We start from the raw sequence: 23,007 nt of genomic DNA, 5'->3' as shown, positions 1-23,007 counted from the left end.
CCAGGCCTGCCGTGCTGCGGTGCATGTTGATGACAGCCTGCTCCGCCTCCGCGCTGAACCGCTCGGGAACTGCAGCGCCCATTGGGTCCCTCCCTTGTTTCCTGATTCCCATTGTTCCCCTGCAACCGACTGTGCCGAAGGCCCATCGGGGACAAAGGAAACCGATTAGGCTCAAGCCCATGAGCGCGCTGTCCGACCTGCTGAACGATTCGAACACTGAGCAGTTGTCTGCCCGCCGGATTACCACCATCGCCGCCTCCAAGGGCGTCGAGGTGTCCAACACGTCGATTTCCAAGTACCTGCGGGCCGTGCCGGAAGAGCCCAGCGAGAAGATCCTGCAGGCATTCTCCCTCGCCCTGGACATTCCGATGACGAAGCTGCGTGAAGCCGCCGAGCTGCCGACAGGGGAGTTGGAGCCGTTCGTGCTGCCGGAGTCGGCGAACCGGCTGAACGCCCGTCAGCGTGAGCTTGTCCTGCACACGGTCCGGGTGCTGCTCAACGAGGAGTGATTCACGACCTCGGGGTTCCAAGATGCACGTTGGTAACGTGGAAGCCGCGGGGGAGCTGAGTATCTAGGGGGAGCGATGTCTCAGGAGTGGTATAGGGATTTTGACCGGAGAAGGTCGCAGCGAGTCACCAATCAGTGGCGCAGCCACAATCAGTCGGCCGGGAGGAGGCAGCTGATCGCAGGCTCCGTAACGGCTTTGGTCGCGGTTGTCCTCCTGGTCCTGGGAGTCAACCAGTACGTTGACGCCACCTATTCGGATCCCAGTGCCAGCCCCACGCTTGGCATCGTCCTTGTCGCCGCCGCCGGCGTCATGCTGGTGGGATCCGCGGTCCTCTCCGGCATCGGATACGTCAAGCAGCGTGCGGATCTGAAGAAGGTGCGAACATACGACGACCTTGGCTGAGCCGACCCAATACGTGACCGTATCTCACAGTCGACGTGGGGGTAGTCTCACATCATGGGGGAACAATCAACGCCGCTGGCCAACGCATGCTTCAGGATGATCATCTTCGGGGCCGCTGTCGGTGCGGTCATCGCCGCGGCTCTTTACGTCGTCGAATCTTTCGCCGATGGTCTGGACATCGTCACGTTGGGCGTGCACGCCGGCTTCGCCTCGATGATTGGTGCTTTGAACGCTGCGACAGTGGCGGCGCCGGCCATCGGACTGCACCGGCTGGCTGAAGCCAAGAAGCCGACTCTGCGGGTTCCTGCTGCGGCGCTCGGGGGTGCGCTGGGCCCCTTGACGGCCGCCGGCCTGCTCATGGGCGGCTCGCCCTTCAACGCTCCATTACCGGCCCTGTACTGGATACTCCTCCTGCCGGCGGCCGCACTTGCGTCCGTCTACTTCACCCAGCCGCTCCGGCAGAACACCGCCGCACACGAGCCAGCGTGACCAATTCCAAGCCCGCCAGCCGCCCGGTATCCCCATCGGCGGACAGCACGCCAGTACGTCCCATGCGGGCCCTCCGATGAGGACCGGAAAGCACACGGCACCGACTACGAGATCATCACCAGGCTACGGGCGTCCTGAGGCGCCGCAGGCAGTAGCTGCAGAGAATCGGCGCGCGGGCATGTATTTTGAAGATGATTCAGGGTGAAAAGCTCACCCGTCTCTACACACTTATGGGGGAAGTATGCAGATTCAGGGATGGCACATCCTCGTTCTCATCGCTTTAGTCATGATCGCGGCCGTGATCGTCGCGGTTGTCCTGATCGTCAAAGCCGTATCGAAGCGCTCAGACAGACCTGCAGCGGCCGCTCCTCGTCAGCTGGCGGGCAAGGAACAACGTCTGGCCGAACTCGACGACCTGCGGACCCGCGGCCAGGTGTCTGATGCCGAGTACGAAGCAGCTCGCGCCGACATTCTACGGTCCTAGCCGAGGCCAGGGACGGCCAATGGCTGAGCTCCATCCGATCCTGACCGACGCTGGCTTCGATGACGCCGTCAAGAAGGTCGGCAGCTACTTTCATGACCCGGGGAAATCGGGTCGGAAGTATTACACCGGTGCCTACTTCGATACGTGGGTCGGCGGCGGGGACGGCTCGACCGCCAATGAGTTGACCGGTGATGACTTCGTAGCGGTATCCATGCTTTCCGTTTTCGTGCCGGCCGAGGCCGCAGCCGGCCTGCAGGATAAGGCGAACGAGATCCGCGGGCTCCTGGCCGCACTGCCGGGTGGCCTGGACTTCACGGACCTGAATCGTTCAGGCTTCGATCGGCACCTAGGACCAGACAGCGCCGCCCAGAAACTCTGGGACGTCCTGCGCTCACACGGCGACTCGTGGGGCATCGGTCCGACGACGGCGAGCAAGCTCATGGCCCGGAAGCGGCCGGCGCTCATCCCGATCTACGACTCCGAGGTAGGACCCCAGATGGGTCTCCAAAACTCGGCCCTGCAATGGGAGAAGTGGTTCCGAACCTTCCAGGACGATCCGGGGTTGGGTGCTCGGCTTGACCGGATCGGCGCGAAGGCGGATGTCCCGCACATCTCCCGGCTCAGGATTATGGACGTCGCCCTCTGGCGCTACGCCAATGACGAGCGCCCGGCCCCGGCAAGCTAGTAGTCCTGCCCGCCCTCGTTGAGGCGTGCTTCCTTCTCGAGCTCCTGTTCCATGTGGAGGATCTCCTGCTTGAAATTTCCCACCTTGTCATCGGCCAGTTTCTCGGGCGCGTAGGCGGCGGTGTCCAGCAGCGTGATGACGTGCTGGGCAAAGATATTTACCTACCACCCAGCTAGGGGTTCAGGTCTTCGCGGATTGCCCGATTCAGTTCGCCAAGGTGTCGCGCTAAGGCTCGGTAATCGTCCCTGCTTAGGCGTCTCTTGTGGCTGATGCCGTTCATAAACGTCAGCGTTGTTTTAGCAGCTTTTCGAACAGGCGGAGTGCCGATGAGGCTCAGCTTCACATACTCGTGATGTGTCTGCATGTGAATTTGTCTGGAACGTCTGCTCCTGAGCGTATCGGCTCCGAATGGCTGCATTACCTCTAGGAATCGGATGTACGCCTTGAGTCTCTCGTTCCGCAGCCACTGCTTGTGCTCTGTAGTCCGGGTGAGGTAGGAGCCTAGAAGGCTACCGCCCAGCGCCGATATGGCGGCGATAAGGGCAATTAGAAGCTCTTGAGACATACCCTCACGCTACACATGACCAAGGCCTCCTGCGGAGCCCTATTTCACGCGAAGATCTTTGCGCATGGCTATTAGGAGTCGCTCGGTAGCCGCGTAGATCTTGGTAACGTCTTTCTCCTCTGAAGGTTGGTGCAGAACGAAATCCATGTAGCCGTTGATTAGGTCTAGCACCTCCGAAACGGCCTTGCGCAACTCCGTAGGCATGAAAAGTTCGGCCCCGTTTCGCCGCAATCGTCGAAGGGCAGTTGTGATGTCCACCCCAGCGGTAATTGCCTGCTCTTTAGATAGCAACAGCTTCGGCAATTCACTCGTGACCGCTGTTAGCTCCGAGTAGTATCCGAAATACTGCGCCCGCTTCTGATCCCTTAACCACTGCCGGTGCTCGGTGGTGCGCGACAGAAAAGCACCGACTCAGCCGCCAACCAAAGCCAGCACACCGGAAGCTCCTGCGCCAGCGATTGCGATCAATAGTTGTGCTTCCTGATCCCCATTCATGGCTTCAGATTACATAGCAAGGCCTCCTGCGGAGATTCAGGAGGCCTTGCGTGTGAGTGGAATTATCAATTCATCGGGATTCGAAGGTTGATCATATAGAAGGCCGGATTAGATGGGCCTGTGTAGCGGGTAAGCGAACCGATGTTGTTCAGCCCGAATTTCCCCAGTCGTGGCCCCGCCGCCACACACCGCCCAGGCTCCAAGGAAACAGCAGGCCCGGGCACGGATGCTTGGGCTGGGACCAGCCGCCACGATCTGGCGAGAACTCCCGCCGGGCCGGGCCCGTTCCCGCTGCCTCCGGCCGGTCACTCCTTGCATAGGGAACCAGCCCATTTGTTCGAAATATGCACCAGAATCCAGGGCATCAGATCGCCACGAAATGGGTGGATCCTGACGACAGGTCCAACGCCTCCTGACCGGGCAGTGGAATGGGTGCTAGGGGCTGACCGAACCTGCGGCGAGTCCAAAGACGAGGATGGCGGCGATGAGCCCGATTGCCAGGCTCGCGTAGCCGATGACCAGTCCGGCGATTGCCAGGCCGCGGCCGGTTTCGCCCGTCTGCTTGATTTGGCTCAGCGCTATGTGACCCAGGATGATGCCAACAATGCTGATGAAGAACGACGTGATCAGCGATGCGATGGCCAGGCCGTTCGTCCTGTTTGGCTGGGTCGCATTACCCGGGTGGGCCTGGTTCTGCTGGTAAGGCTGGCTCTGCTGGTAGTTGCTGGTCATGACGGGTCCCCCATAGTGGTGAGTGGCCGCGGAATCGCGGGGAGTCCACGTAATGTACCAAAGCCCCGGGGCTGCCGGTGGAACGCTCGGACATGGCTAGTGTGGGTGGGCCCGCTGTGCGCCGACGGTCAGTCTTGCGCGATGTCGAGGATAAGCGGCATGTGGTCGCTGTGGGGGAGCCAGTCCTCGTACCGGCCAATGGTGAGCTTGGCGGGGATTCCACTGCTGAGGAACGCGTAGTCGATGTGGTGCGGCTTCTCCGGGTTGCGGCCGGCGAAGAACGTCGGATGCTCCTCACCGCCCTGGGCGAGGGATTCCTGCCGGTGGTAGACGCTATCCAATCCGAGGTGCTCGAGCTTGTCGACCAGCATCGAATGGTTCCGGCTGGGATGCAGCTTGTCCCAGAGGGCGCTGCTGTTGAAGTCGCCGGTCAGCAGGGACCGCGGGTGCCGCAAAAATTCCTGGTGGCGGTCGACGATCTCATGGGTGACCCTGACGTAGCGCAGCTGCCGGGTATGGACGTGTGCCCACAGCGCGACGATGTTCATGCCGTCCACGCTGAACGGGATATGCCACGGCAGCAGTCGGCCGGCTTCATGCTCCACGTAGGTTCTGTCGCCGTAGCCCAGGACGCCCAGGCCCTTGTTCGGGTTCGAACCCACCCACGTTTTGAACGGCACATCTGACTCCGTGATGGCTTTCATGGACACCTCGGGAAGGATTGCGACATCAGGTTGCAGAGCTTCGACCGGCTGCCGCTTCTTGGCGAAACCCATTGCGCAGTTCCACGAGACTATCCGCATCGGTTAGGCAGCAGGGGAGCCGAGGGCTGCGGTCTGCAGCCGGGGGAAGTCCTCCGGGTACATGGTGGCCAGGTCCTTCACCTTTGGGTGGTGGGCGCTGTTGTGCCAGAGGTAGCAGACGGTCCGCGGCTTGCCGCCGAGGTCCATCTCGATGATGCTTTGGGCCGGGTCAACACGACCCGTGGTTTTGTCGTCCTGGCCGAAGCGCGGGAACTGTCGGGTGACCTCCGGGTATGCCCGGAGGAGCCGGTCGCGGGCCTGTATGCCCACGACGATGATCAGGTTCGCCGGTGTCGCGGAGAGGATCCGGTCCATGTGCATGGAACTGCAGCGGTCGGCTGCTTGCTTGACGCCGTCCTCGCTGCCGGACTTGCAGTGGACAATCTCGGTCATGGCCACGTTCTCGTACCAGGGCCTGCCGTCGCCGACCAGCGCCTCGGTCTGCTGCTTCACCCAGGACCAGTATCCCTCTACGCGCCCGCGGGATTCTCCGTCCACTTTCAGGTGCTGCAGCTTCTCGTTCACCCACTCCGTCTCCTTGCCATCGAAGCGGTTCAGCATGAAGTCAGCAACGCGCTCGTCCTCCCAGTCAGCGGTCGGGTAAATCTCGGCTAGGCGCTTGAACTGGGCGGGTGCTTCCGGCACACCGGCGCTGATAGCAGGATTCGATGACAGGAACACCACCTTTGCGGTCTCAAGCTTGCCGGCCCACGCCTCAGGCACCTGGAACGGGCCCTCGTATTGGTCCTGGGAGTGCACGACCCTGTGGCACGGGTGCGCTGGGTCCGCGGCAGCCAGTGGTACCTCAGGGCAGCGGGCAACGCTCAGCGCGAGTTCAGCAAGATGTACCGGCATATGATTCCCCCAGTTCGATGACGTTGTGGTGAGCCTACAGTTCCGTGCTCCGTTTATCAGGCGTTTGCGCCCTGCTCATGCGCGTGGATAGCTTCAACGACCGGGGCAGCCCCTTCGAGCCGATACACATCAATCGGCCGCGTACCAAGGTGGCTGTTGTTTCCTTCCAGCCAGAGCCGGGCTTGGGCTGGCGTGAATACAGCCAGTAGGTGCTCGAGCAGGGTGTCAAGGTCGCGCAAACCGGCGGAGAGCGGCTTCGTCAGGTGCTGCCTGACCGTTGGTCCAAAGGAGGAGGAGATTTTCGTCTACGCCCAGCAGCGCGGCAACAGTGCTGCTGCTGAGTGCGCTCACGATCCGTTGCGCTGTAGCGTTCGCACCTGCCTCGCCCGGCTTCGCCATGGACCCCACGCTACCCCTTATGGGGCTGGGGGCAGGGAAGGATCCGAACGAGGGAGTAGGCGTTGCGGGGTCCCTGTCCGGGTTGATGACGTCGTAAATAGTGCGGTCGAGGTCAACTCCGAAGAACCCCTCGATGATCCGCATGATTGTTGCCGATTCCAGTGGCATGTACACCTTGGTGATCCGGTACTCGGACAGGTACTGCTTCAGGAAAGCCCGGTCCCCATCCACGCCCTCACTGTTCGGCCGGTAGGAGAACCCGTGGAGTCGGTCGTTCTTGATTAGCCACCTCCACGCGGCGCGGATATGCGCTGGCGTGTCGAAGAGGAGCCATCAACGCCGTCAACGACGTCATCCTCCATCTACGGATTCACACCCGAAGGGGCTCAGCTCAATAGCTGGCCGACCTGCAGCGGTAAACCCTCGCATCACTGGCGCTATACATCGGCCGGTACACCTGTACACAGCTCACCACCGATCAGAAGGAATGCCTCGCCGACGCCATCGACAAAGACCGTGAAGAGGAACCGGAGTTCCTCCCGCCTGTTGACCGCTGGTGGCAGGACTGAGGCGGGGATCCGCCCGGGTAGCATGACCGCATGGCGATTCTGACGGACAACCAGGGCAGGCTCTTCACAATGAATTCCTGCCCCATGTGCGAATCACCGGGGCCACACCTCGAGGTTGAGAGGTCGGACAATCCAACCTTCCAATGCGTCTTCTGCAAGGCAACGGTCATAGACACCTCGGAGCTTCCGCCGAGATGAAACTGCGGTTCGGTTAGCCTTTTGGTATGCCTGAATCCCGTTTTCTCAAGCTTGACGATGTTTGTACTGAGCTGAGCATCTCCAATTCCCAGGCGTACGCTTTGGTGCGCTCCGGGGACCTGCCTGCCATCCAGGTGGGCGGCCGCGGGCAGTGGAGGGTGGAGCGCTCAAAACTTGAGGAGTACATCGAGCGGATGTACGAGCAGGCGGCCAGGAACCTGGAGAAGCTGCCGGCGGATCCCAAGGACGATGACGGCTGAGGAAGCTAGTCCTGAAGACCAGTGGCCGCCGGCCAGGTCCGAGGACGAATGGCTGCTCTTCTACCTGCACGGCCTCAGCGGAGCCCGGATTGCCAGGCTTTGCCGGGTGCACCCCGAAACCGTCCGGTACAGTCTGAGGCACCGTGAGACCCTCGATCCGTCCATTTTTGGGCGTCGCCTTTTCCTGCACGACCACCCACGGTACCGGCCGCTCACGCGCGGGCGGGAGACCGCCTGGGACCGGCGCTACACGGCAGTGTTCCGTTTCGTCGCCGACCAGGGCCGCCTCCCGAAACAACTCGGCGGATCCATCGAACGCGGCCTGCAGCGGTGGCTCTATACGCAACGGCTCAAACTCGAGGCCGGGAAACTGGATCCGCGGCAGGTGGAATTACTGGATGTGCTGGGGGAGTGGCGGAGCTAATGTCTAGCCTCCGTGCTCTGCGTATTAGGCTGGCGTGATGTCGACCCTGCTGCTTCTCGTTGGTCTCCCCGCGGCAGGGAAGACGACGAGGGCGCGGGCACTTGCGGACGAGAGGCATGCTCTTCGTCTCACTCCGGATGAGTGGATGATCCCGCTCTTCGGTGAATCCGACGACGGGAAGCACGACGTGCTTGAGGGGCGGTTGATCTCAGTCGGACTGCAGGCCCTCGTTCGAAAGACCAATGTGGTCCTCGACTTCGGATTCTGGGGCCGGGACGAACGGTCCGCCCTGCGGCATATAGCGCACTCCCTGGGCGCCACACCGGAAGTCATTTACCTGCCCATCGAGCGGGATGAGCAAATCGACCGGATTGCGCAGCGCGCGCGCACAACCCCGCAAAGCACCTTCCCCATGTCCGAGGACGACGTCGACCGCTGGCGCGCCCAATTCCAGGAACCGGATGACGCCGAACTGGCAGGCGCACCAGTCCCACCGCCGCCGGCCGGGTGGACAGATTGGTGGGACTGGGCGGCAGACCGGTGGCCATCGCTGGTCTGGCCCTGATGCCGCTACGGCAGCCGGATCAGACTTTCGTGATGGTCAGCTTCACGGCGGCGCACTTGTCGGCCCACTTGATCAGCGCGGCCTTCTCCGACTTGTCGACCGTCATGCCCCAGCGGGCCTTTACGACGGTCCACTGGGCGATGTAGGAGCACTGGTTGGCCGGCGGCATCCACTGCTCCGGTCCGGAGGCCTGCTTCGAGGAGTTCAAGGCGCTGGTCTGGGCGTTCAATGATCCGGCGTAGCCGAGGTCGTTGTAGAAGGCCACCCGACGGGCCTGCGTCCAATTGCGGGCCCCGGAACCCCATGCCTCATGGACCGGCACCATGTGGTCGATCTGGACGGTGGTAGCCGAGGTGTGGGTCTTGTTGTCGAAGGTGGTGATCCACTTGCCGGTCGCGACCGAGCACAGCTTGGTCGACGTGAACTTCGGGGTGACCCTGCTCTCCTGGATGAGAACTTCGTGGCGGGTGTTCTGGCAGTCCCGGTTCTGGTCGATCCACTGCCCGAAGTACCGGTTGCGGTCATACCCGACATTGTTCTCCGCTGCCACGGGCAAGGCGCGGACCGCGCTGCGCAGATCCGTCGTGTACGTGGTCGCAGCCTGTGCCGGCACGGTGAGGCCGGCGAAAAGCAGGCCGGCGGTGAGCGCAGTGACCAGCGCAGATTTCAATCTCATGGTGTTCCCCCAAGTCGGAGCGCCCTCACTGGGCGCTGAAACTGATCATGGCACCCGGCACCTACACTTCCCTTGGAAGTGCGGATAAGCTTCGCAAACCTTCGCTCTTGGCCGAAGCGGCCAGCTTCCCGCGGATAGCTCAGCAGGGAGGATTTCTCGTGGCCATTGACCAGCAGCGCCAGCCGATGAACGCGTCACCGGTTTTCGGCAGCATCTCAACGGCAGCCGCGGGGTGCCTGTCCCTCATTGACCCGTCGAAGCTGGACGCGACGGAGCGCGTCGTGCGGTACACGCCGTAACGGCTGGCCTGACCGGGATGTACGTCGCCGCCACGGTCGCCGGCAGCAAGACGGGACTGGTGCCGCTGAAGGTGGTGGCCGGGATCGCGGCCATTGGTATCACCCTGCGTTTCGCGGACGCCGGCGACAGAATCGATCTGCGCCTGGAAGCGAAGCTGCGCGAAGCAGGGGCCAGGCATCCGCGCCACTGGATGGCAACGGTGGCAGCAGTCGCTACCTTCGCTGGTTACCTGAGCGACCGTGCTTCGGCGGCACGGAAGGAAAGGTACGAGATTGTGCCCGGCCATCCGCCGGGACAAGAGAGGGACCTGGCCCCGGGGCTTCGAAGCATTGTCGAAGGCATCCTGGGTGCACGGCGCATCCCTGGGGCGCGCGAGCTCCTCGCGCAGCTGGACGCCGCGCAAGAGGTGCACTGGGGGAACGAGTTCGACTCCACCGCCCACTTCCGCGTGCCGGAGGATCTGCCACGAGCCGTGCCCCACAATCAGGTGTTCCCGGTTCGCGCCCAGTTTACCGGGCCCGACGGCACCCGGCTGCAGCTCCTGCTGCACATCTACGACGGCGAGCTGGAGATATTGACCGTGGACGCGGCCGACCCGGATCACACCGGCTACGTTGACGGGGATCTAACCGGATGGCCGGATCCCTCCGCGGTCACATATGTTATGGACAGTCCAGACGGAAGAACTGTGCCAGTCGGCGGGTGATGAGGGGGGCTGCCGCCGTGAGGCTCACGCCCGTGAGCCTCAACGCCTCCACCCATCCCGGTGCGGTACCCGTGGAGGTTACATAGCCGACATCACCAGTCAACAAGCACGGTGCAGCCACCTATAGGCGCGGCCATCCTCGACGGCTAACTTCGCGGAACAATGTGCTGCCCAACGAGACTCCCGATGGGACACGTCTCAAAAGACGTGTACTCTCACGAGTTGCGATCTCGGACGAGGGAGACGCTCCCGACGCGCCGGAGCGCTGGGCCGGCCAGCTGAAGCAGTCGCCCGTGCGCGGATGCCTGTGAGGCAGGGCCACATCGATAATGTCTTGGCGGTAACTCCGCCTCAAGCTAGCCCGGGGCATAATCAGCGTCCATCCGTGAACGCCAGCTCACCAGTTCAGGGCGTCAACAGAATCGGGGGCAGCCCCACACTTGGGAAGCTGGGTCTGGGTCGCGGCTCCATCAAGGCGGCAGGCGCGGCGGCAACGCCAGCGGTGATAGGTGCTATAAAGGCCGCTATCACGGGCCTTACCGGGTACCCATCCCGTAGAGCAAACGCAGGGCTAGGACTGCCCTTCCAGTTGTACACGTTCCCGGGCGGCAAGGCGCCGTTTACGGGTCAGCCAGTACAGCCAACGCCAGCGTGCCCAATGCCACCACCTGAGGAACGGCGGAGTGGTCGGGCTAATCATCGTGGCGGCCCTCCGCACGCCCTGCAGGGCTTCGTCCAGATAACCGTCTTCCGGCCGGTAGAAGGACAGAAGGTTGTCTACGTCCCCGATGACACGGCCTACGGCTAGCGCGTAGCGCTGGGGGACCGCAAGTTCCACGTAATCCTGCACTAGTCCTAGTTCGAACATTTTCATTCTTTGTTGCGCGCGGTCGCTCACATAGTTGTCTTCGGTGCGGCCCATGTAATTTTTTAGTCCAAACAGAATCAGTGCGGTCTGCCGAAGCTTGCCTGCTAACTGGTGGGCAAGCATGGCCTGCTCTAGCTTCACCGCCTTATGGGCTTCCAGCCAGGGGGCGAACACGTACTGAAAGACAACTCCCGTAATGAACGCTGTTATCACCGCAGTGCCCACTGTCTCCCAAAACCCCATACTTGAAAGCTAACAGAGCGGCTAGGTAAGCCCGGCAACCCTGTGTCGGGGAACTGGGCAGGGTTGCCGGGCGCTCCAACTGTCACCTGTCCGTAGGTCGTATGGGGTTTGAGCGAGAGCACCCGGTCGTACAGGCAACTACCGACACTGACGGCACACGTACAAAAAGACGTGTACTTCCGCGCTCTTAGTTTTGGACCGACGTAGCCTCATTATCGGGCAGGGAATAACTCCTGCAATGGACGGATGGTCCGAGGGCGTGGCCTCTGCCGCTAAGCGTGGAACACACACCCGATGGCCTCGCCGACGAGGTCAGGGGGTGGACAACGAGGACGTGATGGGCCTGATTATTGCCTGTGGCCTTTGCCTTAGCACGGCTTGACGACTTGCGCACTGCAGATCTGGTACTCAAGTGGAGTGCTTGCCCAACAGTGATCCGCTGCGGTCGGAACAGCGTCGGGCGGGTTGCTCATTTGTCACGAACTCCGTATTGTTTTGTGACATGAGCCCTTCCACGAAGATGACTGCTTCGGCCTACCTGGAGACCATCCCGGTTAAGTCGTATGTTCGTGCTCGTGACCTTCCGGGGTCGCCCGAGGCTTCCCGTGCCGCGCTGTCCCGTGCAGCGAAAGACGGTAAAGTCGTCAAGGCTGCCCGCGGCCTGTACTTCAAAGGACCTAAGACCCGCTTCGGCATGGCACGGCCCAACACTTTGGACACCGCCTTGGAGGTCCTTGGCAAGGAAGGTATCGGGCCTTGCGGATTCTCTGCCGCGCGTGCCTTCGGTTTGACCACCCAAGTGCCGGCGAAGGTTGAGCTCGCCATCTCCGGCCCAGCCCCGGAAGGGTTGGACGGCGTCAAGCTGCATACCAGGAACAACCCGGCCCGACGGAAGCTTTCCTACTTGGACATTGCCCTATTGGAAGTGCTGCGCGAACCAGCAGTAATTGAGAGCGGCTGGACCGCCTTCGTCAGCGCCGCCAAGCGCTCGGTAAAAGAGAAGCGCATACACCCGGACCTTATCGCCGCGGCCGTGCCGCGGGAGAGCCCGGACGTCCGCCGCCGGTGGAGCGAGTTGACAATGGCGCTGGCGGCTTGACGACCCCTCAGCTCCGCACCGAGCCCGACGAACTTCAGGCTCTCGTTGATGCCGCAGCCAGGGACCGCGGTCTCCCGCAAGCATTCGTCGAGAAAGACTTTTGGGTCATCGAGGTGCTCCGTGCCGCGATGGCTCCCCGGAGTGTCACAGACAAGAGTGGCGCTATTCTCCCCGTCGCTGCCGTATTCAAGGGCGGCACCAGTCTGAGTCGCGGCTTCGGCATCATCGAACGCTTTTCCGAAGATGTCGACCTCCTGATCGGATTCCCGGACGGCTGCTCGCCGGGCGCGAGGGACAGGCTGCTCAAAGACATCTGTACAGGGGTCGGAGACCACCTCGGCCTCGGGCTGGACAGCCGAACGTCCGAGGGTTCATCTAAAGGGGTGAAGCGGAATATGCGCTACCACTTCCCGGCCACCTACGGCTCTCCCGACATCACCGAAGGGGTCCTGCTGGAGATGGGAACCCGCGGAGGAACGTTCCCGACCGAAAGTAGGCACATCCGGTCGATTGCAGCGGAGTTTGCCCTCCAGTCTCTCGGGCAGGACGAGTCAGAGTACGAGGAGTACGCCGCCGTGTCGGTCGAGGTGCTATCGCCGGAGCGCACGCTGCTCGAGAAGCTGGCAGCAGTCCATGACGCGGTGACGCGGCTCCCTGACGAAAAGGCGCACGCCGCGCTGCAGCGCGGCGGCCGCCACTTCTATGACATCCACTGCCTACTTACCGATGACCGCGTCTTGACCGCGCTGCAGAGAGCTGGCCAAAGCGGCGTCGCTCACCTTGTGGCAGACATCGGCAGGCACTCCGAGGCAGCAGGATTCTCATTCAGTGAGCGACCGGCTGGCGGGTACTCCACTAGTCCCGCGTTCACGCCCGACCAGACGGCCCGAGCACACATGCAAAGCTCGTACGACCTAGCCGCAAGACTGATCTACGGCAATGCCCCAACGCTGGAAGAATGCCTCAGTACAGCCCGCACAGCCGCCCATCTGATTTGAAGTGGCGATCAACAGTTCGAGCCACCTCCCGTGGCCGCGCGGGGTCTCGCGAGTTCTGGTTTGAGGCTGCACAGGTAAAGTCACCCATACGGATCGCTTGCCACATCAGAAGTATCTCACCAAGTCTGTCGCGCTGAGGTTATCCGTTGTTCACGAGTTCGAGGTACAGGCCGTTCAGGACCTCAACCGGATTCTCTGCAACAAGTCCCAATCTCACTAGATAGTTCCGTCGTCCCTCATCTTTTTGCCCCGGGCGAATACCCGTCAATGCCGGGGTGTAAGTGTATGCGCCGGGTGTCCCTTGAGGGCTACTCGCAGCCGACCCCGTCGCCGTCGCGGTCGAGTTGGCTGCCGTAGCCGGCCTCGCCCGCATACACCGGTGCTGCGCCGGCGCCTCGGGCCTCTGCGCAGTTGTCCCACGACCAGTTCGAGTACTGCTGCACTGGAGCGACCTGCTGGATGTCGGCGGTCGCCGGCTCCTCGTAGGTGCTGGTCGGCCGCGGCTCTGACTCCGAGCCACCACCGAACAGGCTGATCCCTCCGAGCAGCATCAAGAAGAAGACGAGTCCGAACATCGTCGAACTGAGCCCCTCGCGAATATCCCAGTCCATGGTTCCCCCAGCGTCGTCGGGAGTAGCAAGAATGGCGAATTTGAACGCATCTGTCATCTTATGCTCCATAGCGTTTCCGACGTTCGGCCGCTTCGCTTGACCAGAGCCTCGAGCCGTTTGGCGGCATCTTTGTTGGCGCTCTCGGTCCACGAGACTTCAAGGTCCGCGTAGATGATCGCCTGCTGGACCCAGTAGGTAGCCAACCGCCTTTCACCGGATCGCAGCTCGTTGAGCCTTGCACCGACCCATTCCGGATCAAGTACCGCTTTGTTCAATGCCTGGTAACCCAATCCGCTCATGTGCCCTCCGCGGTATTTCGCCAGCCGTCCAAGGACGCCGCCATTCCGGCTTTCACTTGCCCGCGGACCCGCATGGCCGACGTAGACAACAGCACCTGAATCTTTGTGCCTGACCCGGTAGACGCCAGGCTTGTTGGTGGCGCTCCGGGCGGCTTCCTCGAAGACAAGCCATTCACTCCATACCACGTCATCGAGAGGGTGCTCATTCATGGAAGCGATGCTACCCGTGCACGCCGGGCGAGCGTTTCTCTTGAGACAAGGGCCCGCGTTCGTTGATCTCACCAGTTTCGAGCGGCAAGCTAACATTCCGGGCGAGATCGAGCCCGGGTTCATCCAGTACCGCCCGGGCGAAGGAACCAACGTGCTGCTGCTCAACGTCGACGGGGGCTCGTTCCTGCTTACCGAGCCACCGGACGTGGTTTGCTGATCTCATACCCCGACGACGAAGACGAGGTCTGGTCCTTCCGAAGTGAGCAGTACAGCTCGCCCACGCGCACCGACCACGAGACGTTTCACGACCTGGTCACCAGTGCCCGCCACGACCTCACGTGCCAAAGGCGTGGCTGGATGACGGGGACAGCTTCCGCTTTAGCGAATTCGGCATCAACGGGAGGACAGAGGTCAGCGACTTCGGCGTCCGGTATGACGACGCGGGCCAGCGCGTTGTCGCGCTCGGCATACGCAGCGAAGGAACCACGATCACAAAGCTGTCCGGGAGCCGGCCAGGTAGGGGAGGGGCGCTGCCTGGTCAACGCGCCATACTCCCCGGAATGCGGCTGTCCCGCCTTCGTTTAGCCCGGTCCGACCGCTGGCCGGAGCCTCGATGGACACGCTTTCAGGGTATAAGGCCTAGTCACAGGCACATTGAACCCCTCCCAACGGGTCTGTCCGATCTGGCTAGGTGGAAAACAGGACACTTATATAGAGAGGGTGAAGAGTTGGGGATGAAGAAGAGGAAGCTGGATATAGGGCCCCCTATGTGTAAGTAGCAATTAAGTAGTCGTACAAGTCATATCTATCTATCTATGGCCCCTCCTTCCCTTTACTGAAGCGGAAGTTCCTGTCCGACCACATCATGGGACAGCGGTAGGACAGGACGGACAAGCTCGAACCATACGGGTTGCGATTTCCGGGCACTCTGGCTGCGCCGGTGCCGGCCGTGCGGGCCCGCTCTACGCATGCTTCAGGGCAGGATGAACACAGGCCCGCAGCAACCGCACGATCGGCCCCAAGGGGTGCCAGCGCGACTAAGGCTGTGCCTGCCGCTCGGACCGCGAAGGCCAAGCCCGCCGAGGTGTGCGCGAATCCCGGCAACTGTCCCGCGCTGACCTGACCTCCGTTGGCTCCGAGACGCTCACTCATGCTCAAACCCATTCACGTCAGAGGCGTGTGGCTGCCAGCTCTTTCACCTAGTCGGGTGTCTCTTTGCCGAGCTTACTGTCGGCCGGCAGGTGATTGTCGAAACCGACCAGCCGCCGGTGGAGGTGCTGTAATCCAAGGACTGTAATGCGAAGAGTCAGGATGCGAGCGGCTCTCGTTCTTCGAATCCACGGCGCAGGTGCCGCGACGTGTCCGTTCTACCAGCCGGCCGCGGGACCAGCTGGTGGACGCGGTCATCCGCTGCGGCAGGGCCGTGTCGGAGAGGCCTGCCGGCTTCGCCGTGGCCTGATGGATGGTGCGGGCGGCGGTGACCGAAGCCTGTCTGCTGCAGCTGCCAGGCGTGGACAAGATCAGCCCGAGAATGCTCGACCATCGATGAACACCGGTTCCGGTCCGTGCGCTACTTCTCGGACCCGGGAACGAAGGCATGGAGACCGTTTGAGCCGTGGATAACAATCATTCGTGGACCCGGACGCCAGACAGTTCCTGGGCGTCGTTTACGGGCGGGACCACACCGAGGACCTGCGCGGTGTCCAGATCCACGATGGTTGGAACCGGCACCGAAGCGACCAGCACCAAAACACATACCGGCATCTGTTCCACGGGAAGTACAGTAAGGACACGCCGCCTCACAACATCGACCGGTAAACCGGAACATGGCAGGCTTATGCGGGCAGGACAGGGCTTGCCAGCGTCGCGTTCAGGCCGCGGATGCGTTGCCTAGCGGGAGGAATTGGCTGAGGCCCAGAGGCAATCAAAAGCTACGCGCATTGCCTCGAAAAGTTCGGATTCGTAGCCCCCGCGTCTACGGTCAACGACTAAGAATCCCTCTCCAATGGCTGCTGTTCGTCCCCCCTTGCGATGATAGAACTTTACAGCGGCGACATGTTCGAAAATTAGTCCGCCCAGCATGAAGTTGTCCCACACCGCAGTCCTGTGGCTGAAGGTGGAACGCAGCGCTTGAATTCTTTCCTCTAATCGCAGCATGTTGTTGAAGACATGAATCTCCTCGCCGTCGCTTCTTTGTCGAGTGACAAGGCGTACCGTCGTTCCGGTGGAAAGGACTACCTTTCTAGGATCGTGCGCACCAGCATCAAGACATGTCCGCAACTGGTCGCCTGCGGAGAAGACGCAGTCAATCTGCTGACTTTCCTTTCCATACTTGGCGAGTACCTCCCCGAGATTCATACGCCTAGGGCGTCCTGGCTTAGCCCGCACGAACAAGGCATAGAGTCCGGAGACGACTAAAACTAAACCGAGAATAGCTGCTGCCAGAACAATGCTGCCTGGAACACCGGTAACTTGCAGAATGCCGGAAGCTACCGCCAAGGACACTCCCGCCGCACCCGCGTACCTAGAGAAGGCACCTTTACCGTCAAAATGCATATCTTACCCCCGTTCTTTCAGAAACGCCTCAAAAGTTGCCTCTGTATCTCTAACACGCTTTCGCACTTCAACTAGGAATACTTCCTGATCTTGAATCCGATCGAACTTTTCTACCGCAAAAGGTCGCAGCAGTTCCCACACGGGATCATGAAATGTACTTGACATTCTAGCGGCTGCGGAGAGGACAGCAGCTTTTTGGTGTGCAGTGAGGGACCGGCTGCGGTGTAGTGCATTATAGACAGGCTCCAGTTGACGCGAGACATTGGGGTAGTAATCAGTCGACAGAACATCATGAGGAAAGAACTTATAGGCTTGGCCGTAATCCACAAAGAAGGGCCGTCGGCCTTCCCAAAGTACGTGATTTATGTGGGCGTCATGGTTACTTAGAGTCCAATCAGCAACCTGACGGCATAACACTTTGACTAATAGTGAATCGTCGTCGCAAATATTGGATAAAGAAATGACGTGGGCATCAGCAAGATAAGGTTGAATAGTGCCTGATAGTTCTTCCCAGGTGAACTCCGCAACGGGGACCGATCGTTCACGGTCCAGTATCTGCAATATGTCTGCTGCGGCGATCTCGGCAGCCTTTGCTGGGCCGTCACCTACCCCGTAGGACTTGAACAAAAACTGCGACTCGTGATTCCTTAACAACAGCTTCTGGTACCTTCCCTTGAGCGTCAGGGGAAGGAAGTCGGCCGAAACAAGCGAAGACGGATCGGGCGGCCAGATTGATTGCAGTGTCCCTCTCACATGCGTCGCATCTTTTCGATGGCCACTGAGTGAAGAGCAGAGTTTGACGATACGGCGCTACCGGACACTTGTGCCTGGTTTCCATCAAGATCTGAAAACTTCCCTCCGGCCTCACGGACGATCAACGATGGGGCAGCATAATCCCAGTCCTTTCCGCCCATGCTCACGGCCAAATCAACAGCCCCACGCGCTACGAGCATATGTGCCCAGAAATTTCCGAGGCCATAGGTACTACCCGCTTCGGCAATTAGCGACGCCATTCCTGATGCTCTTCCATCGGCCGCAAGTTTTCGTGGGCTGTGAATCGAAATCATGGCGTTTTCCAAGCGGTCTATCTCAGACGTCTGAATCCGCGTTCCATTTTCAAAGGCACCTCCCCCTTTTGTGGCCCACCATCGCAATTTGAGCGAGGGTGCCGATATGACTGCCGTTCGAATCTCTCCATCAACTTCATGGGCAAGCAAAGTCGCATAAAGTTCTATACCTCGGAGATAGTTTCGAGTTTGATCCAAGGGGTCAACAATCCATCTTTCTCCACTCCCTCCAACCTCACTATATTCCTCGCCAAGAAACCCAGCACCGGGGTGAGAATCTGCAACAATCCGCCGGAGCCGGGTCTCAACCGTGAGGTCGATTTCGGAAACGGGCGAGCGATCCCACTTAGTGGAAATGGCATGGCGACCTGCGCGAAATCCTTTAAGTGTGATGTCGTCTGCCGCGTCTGCTAGGGAAAAGGCCAAGGCAAGTTGGTTATTTGCGCCCACGTCTTCCTTCTTCCTTGTTGCAAGTCAACTTGGCTCCGTGCTCAAGGGCCGCAGAGGCGAAGTCCACATAGCAGAGGTTAGGAAAGGAGAGGTCCGCGTCTGTGAGATCCGGCCGGAGCTCTTTCCGGGACGGGGGATTCCCAGACGCGCCCCTGGCCGCAGGATTCACGGGGTGAGCAGCAAGTGAGGATGAACCCCTAGGAATGAGGTTACCTATCGATGTACCCAACGGAAGGAACGATGCCATACAAGCACTCTAATGGCCTATGAGTATTTGAAATCGGTCTTGAGGCAGTTGTGGGGTCGTGGACGTGGCTCTTATGCGGGCAGGAAGCCCGGGTAGAGACCATGGGGAAATAGCGCCAGGGCCTCATCAACGCAATAAGCATCGCCGATGTCACCGGTAGCGCAGTGGGGTCAAGTAACCTTTGTCGTAGACGACCGTCGTGCAGATCAGTGAGGCTAGCATCATTGGTGTGATCGAGGCTTCGCCGCGGAAGTGCGTCTTGTCGGCGGGCGCGCTCAGTGCTCTACTGATGTCTGTCTCCGTTCTCTTGACAGTTGACAGGTCGGTCACTGCTCATTGGCACAGTCGTCCCACTTGTATCTGGCGCAATTCGCGAGGATAGAGGTATCGTCCGGAGCATGGGTGAGTTTGAGAGCCGATTATGAGTCTGCCTGAACAAGGGTGTCTAGCTTGTGCATCTGGAAGCGAAAACGAATCGTGCCTGGGTTCTTTTGCGCGGATCGGAGTGGTCCGCGCTCACTGGGACTGCTGGGATAGATGCAATCTGTCGTGTGCTTTTTGTTTTCGTAGCCGTAGTGACCCGATCGACACGAACAAGGCCCGGCTTCTGCTCGGCGCTCTAGCCTACTCGGGCGTAACACACATGGTCTTCACCGGTGGTGATCCGAGCCTTCGGAAAGATCTGTCGCAGCTCATTACATATGCAAAGTCATTCGGAATGTTTGTTGAGGTGCTAACCAATGCTCATCACCGACCTGATGAACTTGCTGCGGTCTTGTCGGAGGCCGATTTGGTTGGCGTTTCACTGGACGGCGCGACTGCTGATATTCACGATCAGTTTAGGAATAAGAAAGATAATTTCAAGCGGGTAAACCGGTTGCTCGATCTGTTGGACTCGCAAGGAAAGCCATATATTGTACGAACGATTATCTCGGCCGAAAACGCTGCATCTATACCGGCTATGGCCGACGCGATGCACTCTAGAAAGATGCTCACCCGATGGGGGATTCAGCAGTTTTCGCCTGTCGAGGAAGGTTATGTTAACCGTGACAGGTATGCCATATCGGACGTCGAGTACAGGTCAGTTGTCTCGGTCTTGATGAACTCGGCTTCGCAGGAGCTGAAGCCGAAGATAAGCACTCTGTCTGTAGATGATCGCATAGGGTTGTACCTTCTGCTAAACCCTGCTGGTGCGGTTTTCGGCCGCGACCATAGCACTGAAGATGGGACGTTTCCTACTGTCGGGTCTGTTTTCACTGATCATCTCTTTGATTTGTCGGAGGCCCTATCCTTTGATCGCGGCAAGCATGAATTGAGATATGCCAACTGGTTCAAGCAGGATTCTAGGTGAAAGTTATATTAAGTGGACTGACTGCTGCTGGAAAAACAACGCATACCCGCTTGCTTGCGACAGAGTTGAGAATCGACGCTCTGCATACCACAGACCTATTGTTGTCTGCCCTCGGCCAATCTGTTGAGGATGGCCATACGTGGCTGAGGCGGCTGAAGGAAGTTGAACACTCCCGCGATCGCGATCAATCCGCCGATGACCTCGTTGATGCGGCGCTTTCAGCGTGTTTGGCAAGTGGACAGGATTGTGTCATTGATTCTTGGGCCTTGCCGTGGAGGAGTGGTAGTGAGACTCTCAATATCTGGATCGGATCGGATCGATACTCGCGGGCAGTCAAGTGCCGCGTATCCCATCTCCAAGAGAAGGTACTTGCAATTGACGAGGCTATGAGCCACGTCGATGAGAAGGATACCCTGACGAGGCACCGTTTTGTTCACCGATATGGTTTTGATATTTTTGCGGATCGAGCGCCTTTTCAGGTTGTGATGGATAACTCTCATCTGATTATTCATCCCACTCCTGCCGATGCCGAAACAGGTATCAAGATATTTCATGACGCATTAGTGGCTGTTGTTAAAGCGTGGAGAGACTCAACCCCAACCGCCCTTGACAGCTTCTTGCGCACTGCATCGGATCAGTCGAGAGCATGCGTAGTGAATTTGAGTCAGTCATACTTGGCTGCGATCAATTGGCCGGGTTGCGTTGATGCCGCACCCTTGATGGTCCCCGTTAGGATAATTTAGCCTTCTCCAAGACGGCTCTTCGCTTTTACGCGTGTTCTTCTTGATTGTTTCGTCGTGGGCGATGTCCGTCGGCGCGGTTAGGTGTTTACTTTTGGCGCACCGATGGCGTTACACCTCTTGACAGGTCAGGCGTAATATCCCGCGGTCCGCAACGGAACTGGTGCAGATCTTAGTGGCACTACTAGTACCCCTCTAGTCGATCTGGTGGCCAAGGGGGACTGCCCCGGCTTTGGTTGACTCGGGGTCTTAGGCCGCTATTAGCGCGGACCGGTTGATTGCTTCATATTCGGTGGGCGTGAGTTTTCCTAATCGCCGCTGCCGCCGCCGGCGGTGATAAGACGGCTCGATCCAGGTCGTGATCGCTGCTTACTGAACTTCAACACCCTGCAGGTCACCGCCAAGGGAATCCCCTCGGCGGCAAGATCCGTGACCAGCGGGTAAGTCTGTAATGGTCCTTAGCCGGCCCGAGGCCGCCTGGCAGGCTTGTCCCGGGAAGCGGTGCGTGACTCAGGGTATGTCGACCCGCGCCCCGCGGTGTCTTGAGGATTACTCGTCCACGCTGCTTCCGGTGGGACCAGTGGTATGCGGCCGTCTTCCAATTCATCGCCGACCACGGGCGCTCTCCCCGACAGCTCGGCGGGCCATCCGAGAGAGGTGTGCAGCGGTGGCTGTACACGCACGGCTCAGGCTCCGGAACGGTGAATTCAATGACCGGCCGCATCGAACTGTTGGATGCGCTGGGGGAGTGGCGGTAACCGGAGGAAGCAGAAAACCCGCACCCCACCAAGGATGCGGGTTTCGCCGAATTGGCCAAGAGCAGGTCGGTGGTGAGCGCAAAGACAAGCGCCTCTTTGAATCTCATGGTGTCCCTTAGAAGTGATGAACGCCCCGCTGAGCGTTGGAATGAGGGGTTTCACCCGGGCGGCGCGGCGGTGGAGGAAGTTGCGGGGGTGTAGCTAAGCGCCGCAACTCGGGTGCGGGACCGTTCGATAGCGCGGTAGACCGTCCCCCGGGATACAGAGAACAATTCGGCGAGCTCGCTCACGGTGTGTTCACCTGCTGCATGTAACGACACCAGATGTGCCTCTTGCTTAGGGCTGAGTTTCGGTTGCCGGCCGCGGAGTCGCCCTTTGGCTTTCGCCAACTGCATGCCCTGGCGCGTCCGGGACCTGATCAAATCCGCCTCGAACTCCGCCACCATAGCCAGCGTGTTGTACAACAAGCGGGCCATGGGATCTTTCGGGTCGTGGATCGAGGTTCCCAACTGCAGGCTTACTCCCTGCGCGTTCAGTTCCTCCAGTATGTCCCGCGCGTCAGGCAGGGATCTTGCGAGCCGGTCCAGCTTGGCGACGATCAAAATGTCCCCCTCGCGAACTGCGGCAAGTGCCTCTCGAAGACCTGGCCGATCCCTGTTAGTTCCAGTCAACCCGTGATCGAAATAGACACGAGTAGCACCGAGCTCCTGGAGCTGGGTTCGTTGAATTGCGAGGTCCTGCTCCGCGGTGCTGCACCGGGCGTATCCGATCTTCATGCTCTTCTCCATCGTGTTCTTTTGGCACCCGTTCTCCGGACAGTTCATCGGACGGGTGTAACGGACGCCCCTGCCGATACTTGCTCTTGTGAATGCCCTTGTTCCGGTAGGCGATCCCCATACGGACAGTCCCTTGCCGTGTCTCTACTTGTTCCTCGACTCGGCGGCGAGATTAATCAACAACTGCGCGCGCCAGACGGGGTCGGTTAGAAGGAAGGCAAGGGCGACGAATTCAACCTGGACCGCCCGGGAGAAGGAGAGCGCCTCTAGTTCCCCTGCGAAGTCGAGCAGCTTCACTCTCGGGTTGTCCTCTTGCGGGTAGACAGCGTCGCAGAATCGGGACATCCAGTCCTTCGCCGCCGCTAAATCCTTGGCCCTCTCGGCAACTTCCACGAATGAGTCACCGCCGTCGCGGTTCGCCAGGATTAGTTGCTGGTGCTCTTCAACCCATCGGGCGGAATACGTAACAACGTCCTCGAGTTTGAGGGCCACGGCACCAAGGAACAAAACGTCGTCTAACATCTCCTCGGCGACGCCATATGGTGCGCTCCGAATTCCCTCACATGCCTGCTGAATTGCTTCCGCGCAATAGTGGTATGGCTGGTTCATTTGTTACTC

The 23,007-nt window shown here is 60.1% G+C and carries 30 protein-coding genes; 15 read left to right on the top strand and 15 right to left on the bottom strand.

Annotated elements, in window-relative coordinates; translation table 11 throughout:
• Positions 1-179: 179 nt before the first annotated feature.
• The 5 genes from ABFX19_RS04145 to ABFX19_RS04125 all read left to right on the top strand — a co-directional run bounded on the left by ABFX19_RS04145 (position 180) and on the right by ABFX19_RS04125 (position 2,569).
• The gene (locus ABFX19_RS04145; protein WP_346027595.1) at positions 180-509 is read left to right on the top strand and encodes a hypothetical protein; all 330 of its coding nucleotides are present in this window, start codon (positions 180-182) and stop codon (positions 507-509) included.
• A 195-nt stretch (positions 510-704) separates the two neighbouring features.
• The gene (locus tag ABFX19_RS04140; RefSeq protein ID WP_346027594.1) at positions 705-911 is read left to right on the top strand and encodes a hypothetical protein; all 207 of its coding nucleotides are present in this window, start codon (positions 705-707) and stop codon (positions 909-911) included.
• A 54-nt stretch (positions 912-965) separates the two neighbouring features.
• A complete protein-coding gene (locus ABFX19_RS04135) occupies positions 966-1,400 on the top strand; it encodes a hypothetical protein (protein ID WP_346027593.1) in 435 nt (144 codons plus the stop codon).
• A 241-nt stretch (positions 1,401-1,641) separates the two neighbouring features.
• Complete coding sequence (gene ccmI / locus ABFX19_RS04130; protein ID WP_346027592.1) at positions 1,642-1,884, top strand: c-type cytochrome biogenesis protein CcmI; 243 nt, start codon at positions 1,642-1,644, stop codon at positions 1,882-1,884.
• Positions 1,885-1,903: 19 nt separating this feature from the next.
• On the top strand, positions 1,904-2,569 hold the full coding sequence (locus ABFX19_RS04125; protein ID WP_346027591.1) for a DUF6308 family protein: 666 nt from the start codon (positions 1,904-1,906) through the stop codon (positions 2,567-2,569).
• A gap of 172 nt (positions 2,570-2,741) precedes the next feature.
• Here the strand turns inward: ABFX19_RS04125 and ABFX19_RS04120 are convergent, their stop codons facing one another.
• From ABFX19_RS04120 to ABFX19_RS04100, 5 genes are all read right to left on the bottom strand, one after another.
• Entirely contained in the window at positions 2,742-3,134 is a 393-nt protein-coding gene (locus tag ABFX19_RS04120; protein WP_346027590.1) for a hypothetical protein, read from the bottom strand.
• A 930-nt stretch (positions 3,135-4,064) separates the two neighbouring features.
• Positions 4,065-4,361, bottom strand: a complete 297-nt coding sequence (locus ABFX19_RS04115) for a DUF4190 domain-containing protein (RefSeq protein WP_346027589.1) — start codon at positions 4,359-4,361, stop codon at positions 4,065-4,067.
• A gap of 128 nt (positions 4,362-4,489) precedes the next feature.
• On the bottom strand, positions 4,490-5,137 hold the full coding sequence (locus ABFX19_RS04110; protein ID WP_346027588.1) for an endonuclease/exonuclease/phosphatase family protein: 648 nt from the start codon (positions 5,135-5,137) through the stop codon (positions 4,490-4,492).
• A 30-nt stretch (positions 5,138-5,167) separates the two neighbouring features.
• Positions 5,168-6,019 (bottom strand): hypothetical protein, encoded by an 852-nt coding sequence (locus ABFX19_RS04105; RefSeq protein ID WP_346027587.1) that lies wholly within the window; start codon positions 6,017-6,019, stop codon positions 5,168-5,170.
• Between the two features lie 225 nt (positions 6,020-6,244).
• On the bottom strand, positions 6,245-6,649 hold the full coding sequence (locus tag ABFX19_RS04100) for a hypothetical protein (RefSeq protein ID WP_346027586.1): 405 nt from the start codon (positions 6,647-6,649) through the stop codon (positions 6,245-6,247).
• 562 nt (positions 6,650-7,211) lie between these two features.
• Between ABFX19_RS04100 and ABFX19_RS04095 the strand changes: the two genes are divergently transcribed.
• Genes ABFX19_RS04095 through ABFX19_RS04085 form a run of 3 tightly spaced genes read left to right on the top strand, consistent with a single transcriptional unit; the run spans position 7,212 to position 8,434 of the window.
• On the top strand, positions 7,212-7,445 hold the full coding sequence (locus ABFX19_RS04095; RefSeq protein ID WP_346027585.1) for a helix-turn-helix transcriptional regulator: 234 nt from the start codon (positions 7,212-7,214) through the stop codon (positions 7,443-7,445).
• Positions 7,435-7,869: a helicase associated domain-containing protein gene (locus ABFX19_RS04090; RefSeq protein WP_346027584.1), complete on the top strand. Its 435-nt coding sequence runs from the start codon at positions 7,435-7,437 to the stop codon at positions 7,867-7,869. Before ABFX19_RS04095 ends, ABFX19_RS04090 begins: the two co-directional genes overlap by 11 nt.
• Before the next feature lie 37 nt (positions 7,870-7,906).
• Positions 7,907-8,434 (top strand): P-loop nucleotide/nucleoside kinase family protein, encoded by a 528-nt coding sequence (locus ABFX19_RS04085; protein ID WP_346027583.1) that lies wholly within the window; start codon positions 7,907-7,909, stop codon positions 8,432-8,434.
• Between the two features lie 19 nt (positions 8,435-8,453).
• Here the strand turns inward: ABFX19_RS04085 and ABFX19_RS04080 are convergent, their stop codons facing one another.
• Positions 8,454-9,110: an HNH endonuclease family protein gene (locus ABFX19_RS04080; protein WP_346027582.1), complete on the bottom strand. Its 657-nt coding sequence runs from the start codon at positions 9,108-9,110 to the stop codon at positions 8,454-8,456.
• 158 nt (positions 9,111-9,268) lie between these two features.
• On the opposite strand from ABFX19_RS04080, the gene ABFX19_RS04075 reads away from it, so the two are divergent.
• Entirely contained in the window at positions 9,269-9,409 is a 141-nt protein-coding gene (locus ABFX19_RS04075; protein ID WP_346027581.1) for a hypothetical protein, read from the top strand.
• A gap of 17 nt (positions 9,410-9,426) precedes the next feature.
• Positions 9,427-10,116 (top strand): hypothetical protein, encoded by a 690-nt coding sequence (locus ABFX19_RS04070; protein WP_346027580.1) that lies wholly within the window; start codon positions 9,427-9,429, stop codon positions 10,114-10,116.
• Positions 10,117-10,687: 571 nt separating this feature from the next.
• On the opposite strand, the gene ABFX19_RS04065 is transcribed toward ABFX19_RS04070, so the two are convergent.
• The gene (locus ABFX19_RS04065; protein WP_346027579.1) at positions 10,688-11,227 is read right to left on the bottom strand and encodes a hypothetical protein; all 540 of its coding nucleotides are present in this window, start codon (positions 11,225-11,227) and stop codon (positions 10,688-10,690) included.
• Between the two features lie 502 nt (positions 11,228-11,729).
• Here ABFX19_RS04065 and ABFX19_RS04060 point away from each other — a divergent pair.
• Both ABFX19_RS04060 and ABFX19_RS04055 read left to right on the top strand, forming a co-directional pair.
• Positions 11,730-12,326 (top strand): hypothetical protein, encoded by a 597-nt coding sequence (locus tag ABFX19_RS04060; protein WP_346027578.1) that lies wholly within the window; start codon positions 11,730-11,732, stop codon positions 12,324-12,326.
• On the top strand, positions 12,323-13,324 hold the full coding sequence (locus ABFX19_RS04055) for a nucleotidyl transferase AbiEii/AbiGii toxin family protein (RefSeq protein WP_346027577.1): 1,002 nt from the start codon (positions 12,323-12,325) through the stop codon (positions 13,322-13,324). The genes ABFX19_RS04060 and ABFX19_RS04055 overlap by 4 nt, the downstream gene beginning before the upstream one ends.
• A gap of 308 nt (positions 13,325-13,632) precedes the next feature.
• On the opposite strand, the gene ABFX19_RS04050 is transcribed toward ABFX19_RS04055, so the two are convergent.
• The gene (locus tag ABFX19_RS04050; protein WP_346027576.1) at positions 13,633-13,992 is read right to left on the bottom strand and encodes an excalibur calcium-binding domain-containing protein; all 360 of its coding nucleotides are present in this window, start codon (positions 13,990-13,992) and stop codon (positions 13,633-13,635) included.
• Positions 13,989-14,444, bottom strand: a complete 456-nt coding sequence (locus ABFX19_RS04045) for a hypothetical protein (protein WP_346027575.1) — start codon at positions 14,442-14,444, stop codon at positions 13,989-13,991. The genes ABFX19_RS04050 and ABFX19_RS04045 overlap by 4 nt, the downstream gene beginning before the upstream one ends.
• Here ABFX19_RS04045 and ABFX19_RS04040 point away from each other — a divergent pair.
• Complete coding sequence (locus tag ABFX19_RS04040) at positions 14,443-14,661, top strand: hypothetical protein (RefSeq protein WP_346027574.1); 219 nt, start codon at positions 14,443-14,445, stop codon at positions 14,659-14,661. The two genes, ABFX19_RS04045 and ABFX19_RS04040, sit on opposite strands and share 2 nt — an antisense overlap.
• Before the next feature lie 1,409 nt (positions 14,662-16,070).
• Here ABFX19_RS04040 and ABFX19_RS04035 read toward each other — a convergent pair.
• From ABFX19_RS04035 to ABFX19_RS04020, 4 genes are all read right to left on the bottom strand, one after another.
• The gene (locus tag ABFX19_RS04035; RefSeq protein WP_346027573.1) at positions 16,071-16,217 is read right to left on the bottom strand and encodes a hypothetical protein; all 147 of its coding nucleotides are present in this window, start codon (positions 16,215-16,217) and stop codon (positions 16,071-16,073) included.
• A 117-nt stretch (positions 16,218-16,334) separates the two neighbouring features.
• Positions 16,335-16,943 (bottom strand): hypothetical protein, encoded by a 609-nt coding sequence (locus ABFX19_RS04030; RefSeq protein WP_346027572.1) that lies wholly within the window; start codon positions 16,941-16,943, stop codon positions 16,335-16,337.
• Between the two features lie 60 nt (positions 16,944-17,003).
• The gene (locus ABFX19_RS04025; RefSeq protein ID WP_346027571.1) at positions 17,004-17,753 is read right to left on the bottom strand and encodes a hypothetical protein; all 750 of its coding nucleotides are present in this window, start codon (positions 17,751-17,753) and stop codon (positions 17,004-17,006) included.
• Positions 17,750-18,517: an inositol monophosphatase family protein gene (locus ABFX19_RS04020; RefSeq protein ID WP_346027570.1), complete on the bottom strand. Its 768-nt coding sequence runs from the start codon at positions 18,515-18,517 to the stop codon at positions 17,750-17,752. Before ABFX19_RS04020 ends, ABFX19_RS04025 begins: the two co-directional genes overlap by 4 nt.
• 668 nt (positions 18,518-19,185) lie before the next feature.
• Here ABFX19_RS04020 and ABFX19_RS04015 point away from each other — a divergent pair.
• Together ABFX19_RS04015 and ABFX19_RS04010 are read left to right on the top strand one after the other, a co-directional pair.
• Entirely contained in the window at positions 19,186-20,115 is a 930-nt protein-coding gene (locus tag ABFX19_RS04015) for a radical SAM protein (protein ID WP_346027569.1), read from the top strand.
• Positions 20,112-20,858 (top strand): nucleoside/nucleotide kinase family protein, encoded by a 747-nt coding sequence (locus ABFX19_RS04010; protein WP_346027568.1) that lies wholly within the window; start codon positions 20,112-20,114, stop codon positions 20,856-20,858. Before ABFX19_RS04015 ends, ABFX19_RS04010 begins: the two co-directional genes overlap by 4 nt.
• A 913-nt stretch (positions 20,859-21,771) precedes the next feature.
• On the opposite strand, the gene ABFX19_RS04005 is transcribed toward ABFX19_RS04010, so the two are convergent.
• Together ABFX19_RS04005 and ABFX19_RS04000 are read right to left on the bottom strand one after the other, a co-directional pair.
• On the bottom strand, positions 21,772-22,389 hold the full coding sequence (locus ABFX19_RS04005) for a recombinase family protein (protein ID WP_346027567.1): 618 nt from the start codon (positions 22,387-22,389) through the stop codon (positions 21,772-21,774).
• 144 nt (positions 22,390-22,533) lie between these two features.
• On the bottom strand, positions 22,534-22,998 hold the full coding sequence (locus ABFX19_RS04000; protein WP_346027566.1) for a hypothetical protein: 465 nt from the start codon (positions 22,996-22,998) through the stop codon (positions 22,534-22,536).
• Positions 22,999-23,007: the final 9 nt, after the last annotated feature.

This window comes from Arthrobacter parietis (assembly GCF_039530425.1).
GTDB classification, from domain to species: Bacteria; Actinomycetota; Actinomycetes; order Actinomycetales; family Micrococcaceae; genus Arthrobacter_D; species Arthrobacter_D parietis.
This window is presented reverse-complemented; position numbering and strand designations above follow the sequence as displayed.

What these genes read in the sequence shown, in the direction of transcription:
- ABFX19_RS04125 (WP_346027591.1), top strand. Translation starts at nt 1,904, where the DNA reads ATGGCTGAGCTCCATCCGATCCTGACCGACGCTGGCTTCGATGACGCC.
- ABFX19_RS04095 (WP_346027585.1), top strand. Translation starts at nt 7,212, where the DNA reads ATGCCTGAATCCCGTTTTCTCAAGCTTGACGATGTTTGTACTGAGCTG.
- ABFX19_RS04040 (WP_346027574.1), top strand. Translation starts at nt 14,443, where the DNA reads ATGGAAGCGATGCTACCCGTGCACGCCGGGCGAGCGTTTCTCTTGAGA.
- ABFX19_RS04015 (WP_346027569.1), top strand. Translation starts at nt 19,186, where the DNA reads ATGAGTCTGCCTGAACAAGGGTGTCTAGCTTGTGCATCTGGAAGCGAA.
- ABFX19_RS04120 (WP_346027590.1), bottom strand. Translation starts at nt 3,134, where the DNA reads ATGTCTCAAGAGCTTCTAATTGCCCTTATCGCCGCCATATCGGCGCTG.
- ABFX19_RS04005 (WP_346027567.1), bottom strand. Translation starts at nt 22,389, where the DNA reads ATGAAGATCGGATACGCCCGGTGCAGCACCGCGGAGCAGGACCTCGCA.
- ABFX19_RS04135 (WP_346027593.1), top strand. Translation starts at nt 966, where the DNA reads ATGGGGGAACAATCAACGCCGCTGGCCAACGCATGCTTCAGGATGATC.
- ABFX19_RS04060 (WP_346027578.1), top strand. Translation starts at nt 11,730, where the DNA reads ATGAGCCCTTCCACGAAGATGACTGCTTCGGCCTACCTGGAGACCATC.
- ABFX19_RS04050 (WP_346027576.1), bottom strand. Translation starts at nt 13,992, where the DNA reads ATGACAGATGCGTTCAAATTCGCCATTCTTGCTACTCCCGACGACGCT.
- ABFX19_RS04105 (WP_346027587.1), bottom strand. Translation starts at nt 6,019, where the DNA reads ATGCCGGTACATCTTGCTGAACTCGCGCTGAGCGTTGCCCGCTGCCCT.
- ABFX19_RS04000 (WP_346027566.1), bottom strand. Translation starts at nt 22,998, where the DNA reads ATGAACCAGCCATACCACTATTGCGCGGAAGCAATTCAGCAGGCATGT.
- ABFX19_RS04045 (WP_346027575.1), bottom strand. Translation starts at nt 14,444, where the DNA reads ATGAATGAGCACCCTCTCGATGACGTGGTATGGAGTGAATGGCTTGTC.
- ABFX19_RS04085 (WP_346027583.1), top strand. Translation starts at nt 7,907, where the DNA reads ATGTCGACCCTGCTGCTTCTCGTTGGTCTCCCCGCGGCAGGGAAGACG.
- ABFX19_RS04090 (WP_346027584.1), top strand. Translation starts at nt 7,435, where the DNA reads ATGACGGCTGAGGAAGCTAGTCCTGAAGACCAGTGGCCGCCGGCCAGG.
- ABFX19_RS04080 (WP_346027582.1), bottom strand. Translation starts at nt 9,110, where the DNA reads ATGAGATTGAAATCTGCGCTGGTCACTGCGCTCACCGCCGGCCTGCTT.
- ABFX19_RS04065 (WP_346027579.1), bottom strand. Translation starts at nt 11,227, where the DNA reads ATGGGGTTTTGGGAGACAGTGGGCACTGCGGTGATAACAGCGTTCATT.
- ABFX19_RS04110 (WP_346027588.1), bottom strand. Translation starts at nt 5,137, where the DNA reads ATGGGTTTCGCCAAGAAGCGGCAGCCGGTCGAAGCTCTGCAACCTGAT.
- ABFX19_RS04070 (WP_346027580.1), top strand. Translation starts at nt 9,427, where the DNA reads ATGTACGTCGCCGCCACGGTCGCCGGCAGCAAGACGGGACTGGTGCCG.
- ABFX19_RS04115 (WP_346027589.1), bottom strand. Translation starts at nt 4,361, where the DNA reads ATGACCAGCAACTACCAGCAGAGCCAGCCTTACCAGCAGAACCAGGCC.
- ccmI (WP_346027592.1), top strand. Translation starts at nt 1,642, where the DNA reads ATGCAGATTCAGGGATGGCACATCCTCGTTCTCATCGCTTTAGTCATG.
- ABFX19_RS04145 (WP_346027595.1), top strand. Translation starts at nt 180, where the DNA reads ATGAGCGCGCTGTCCGACCTGCTGAACGATTCGAACACTGAGCAGTTG.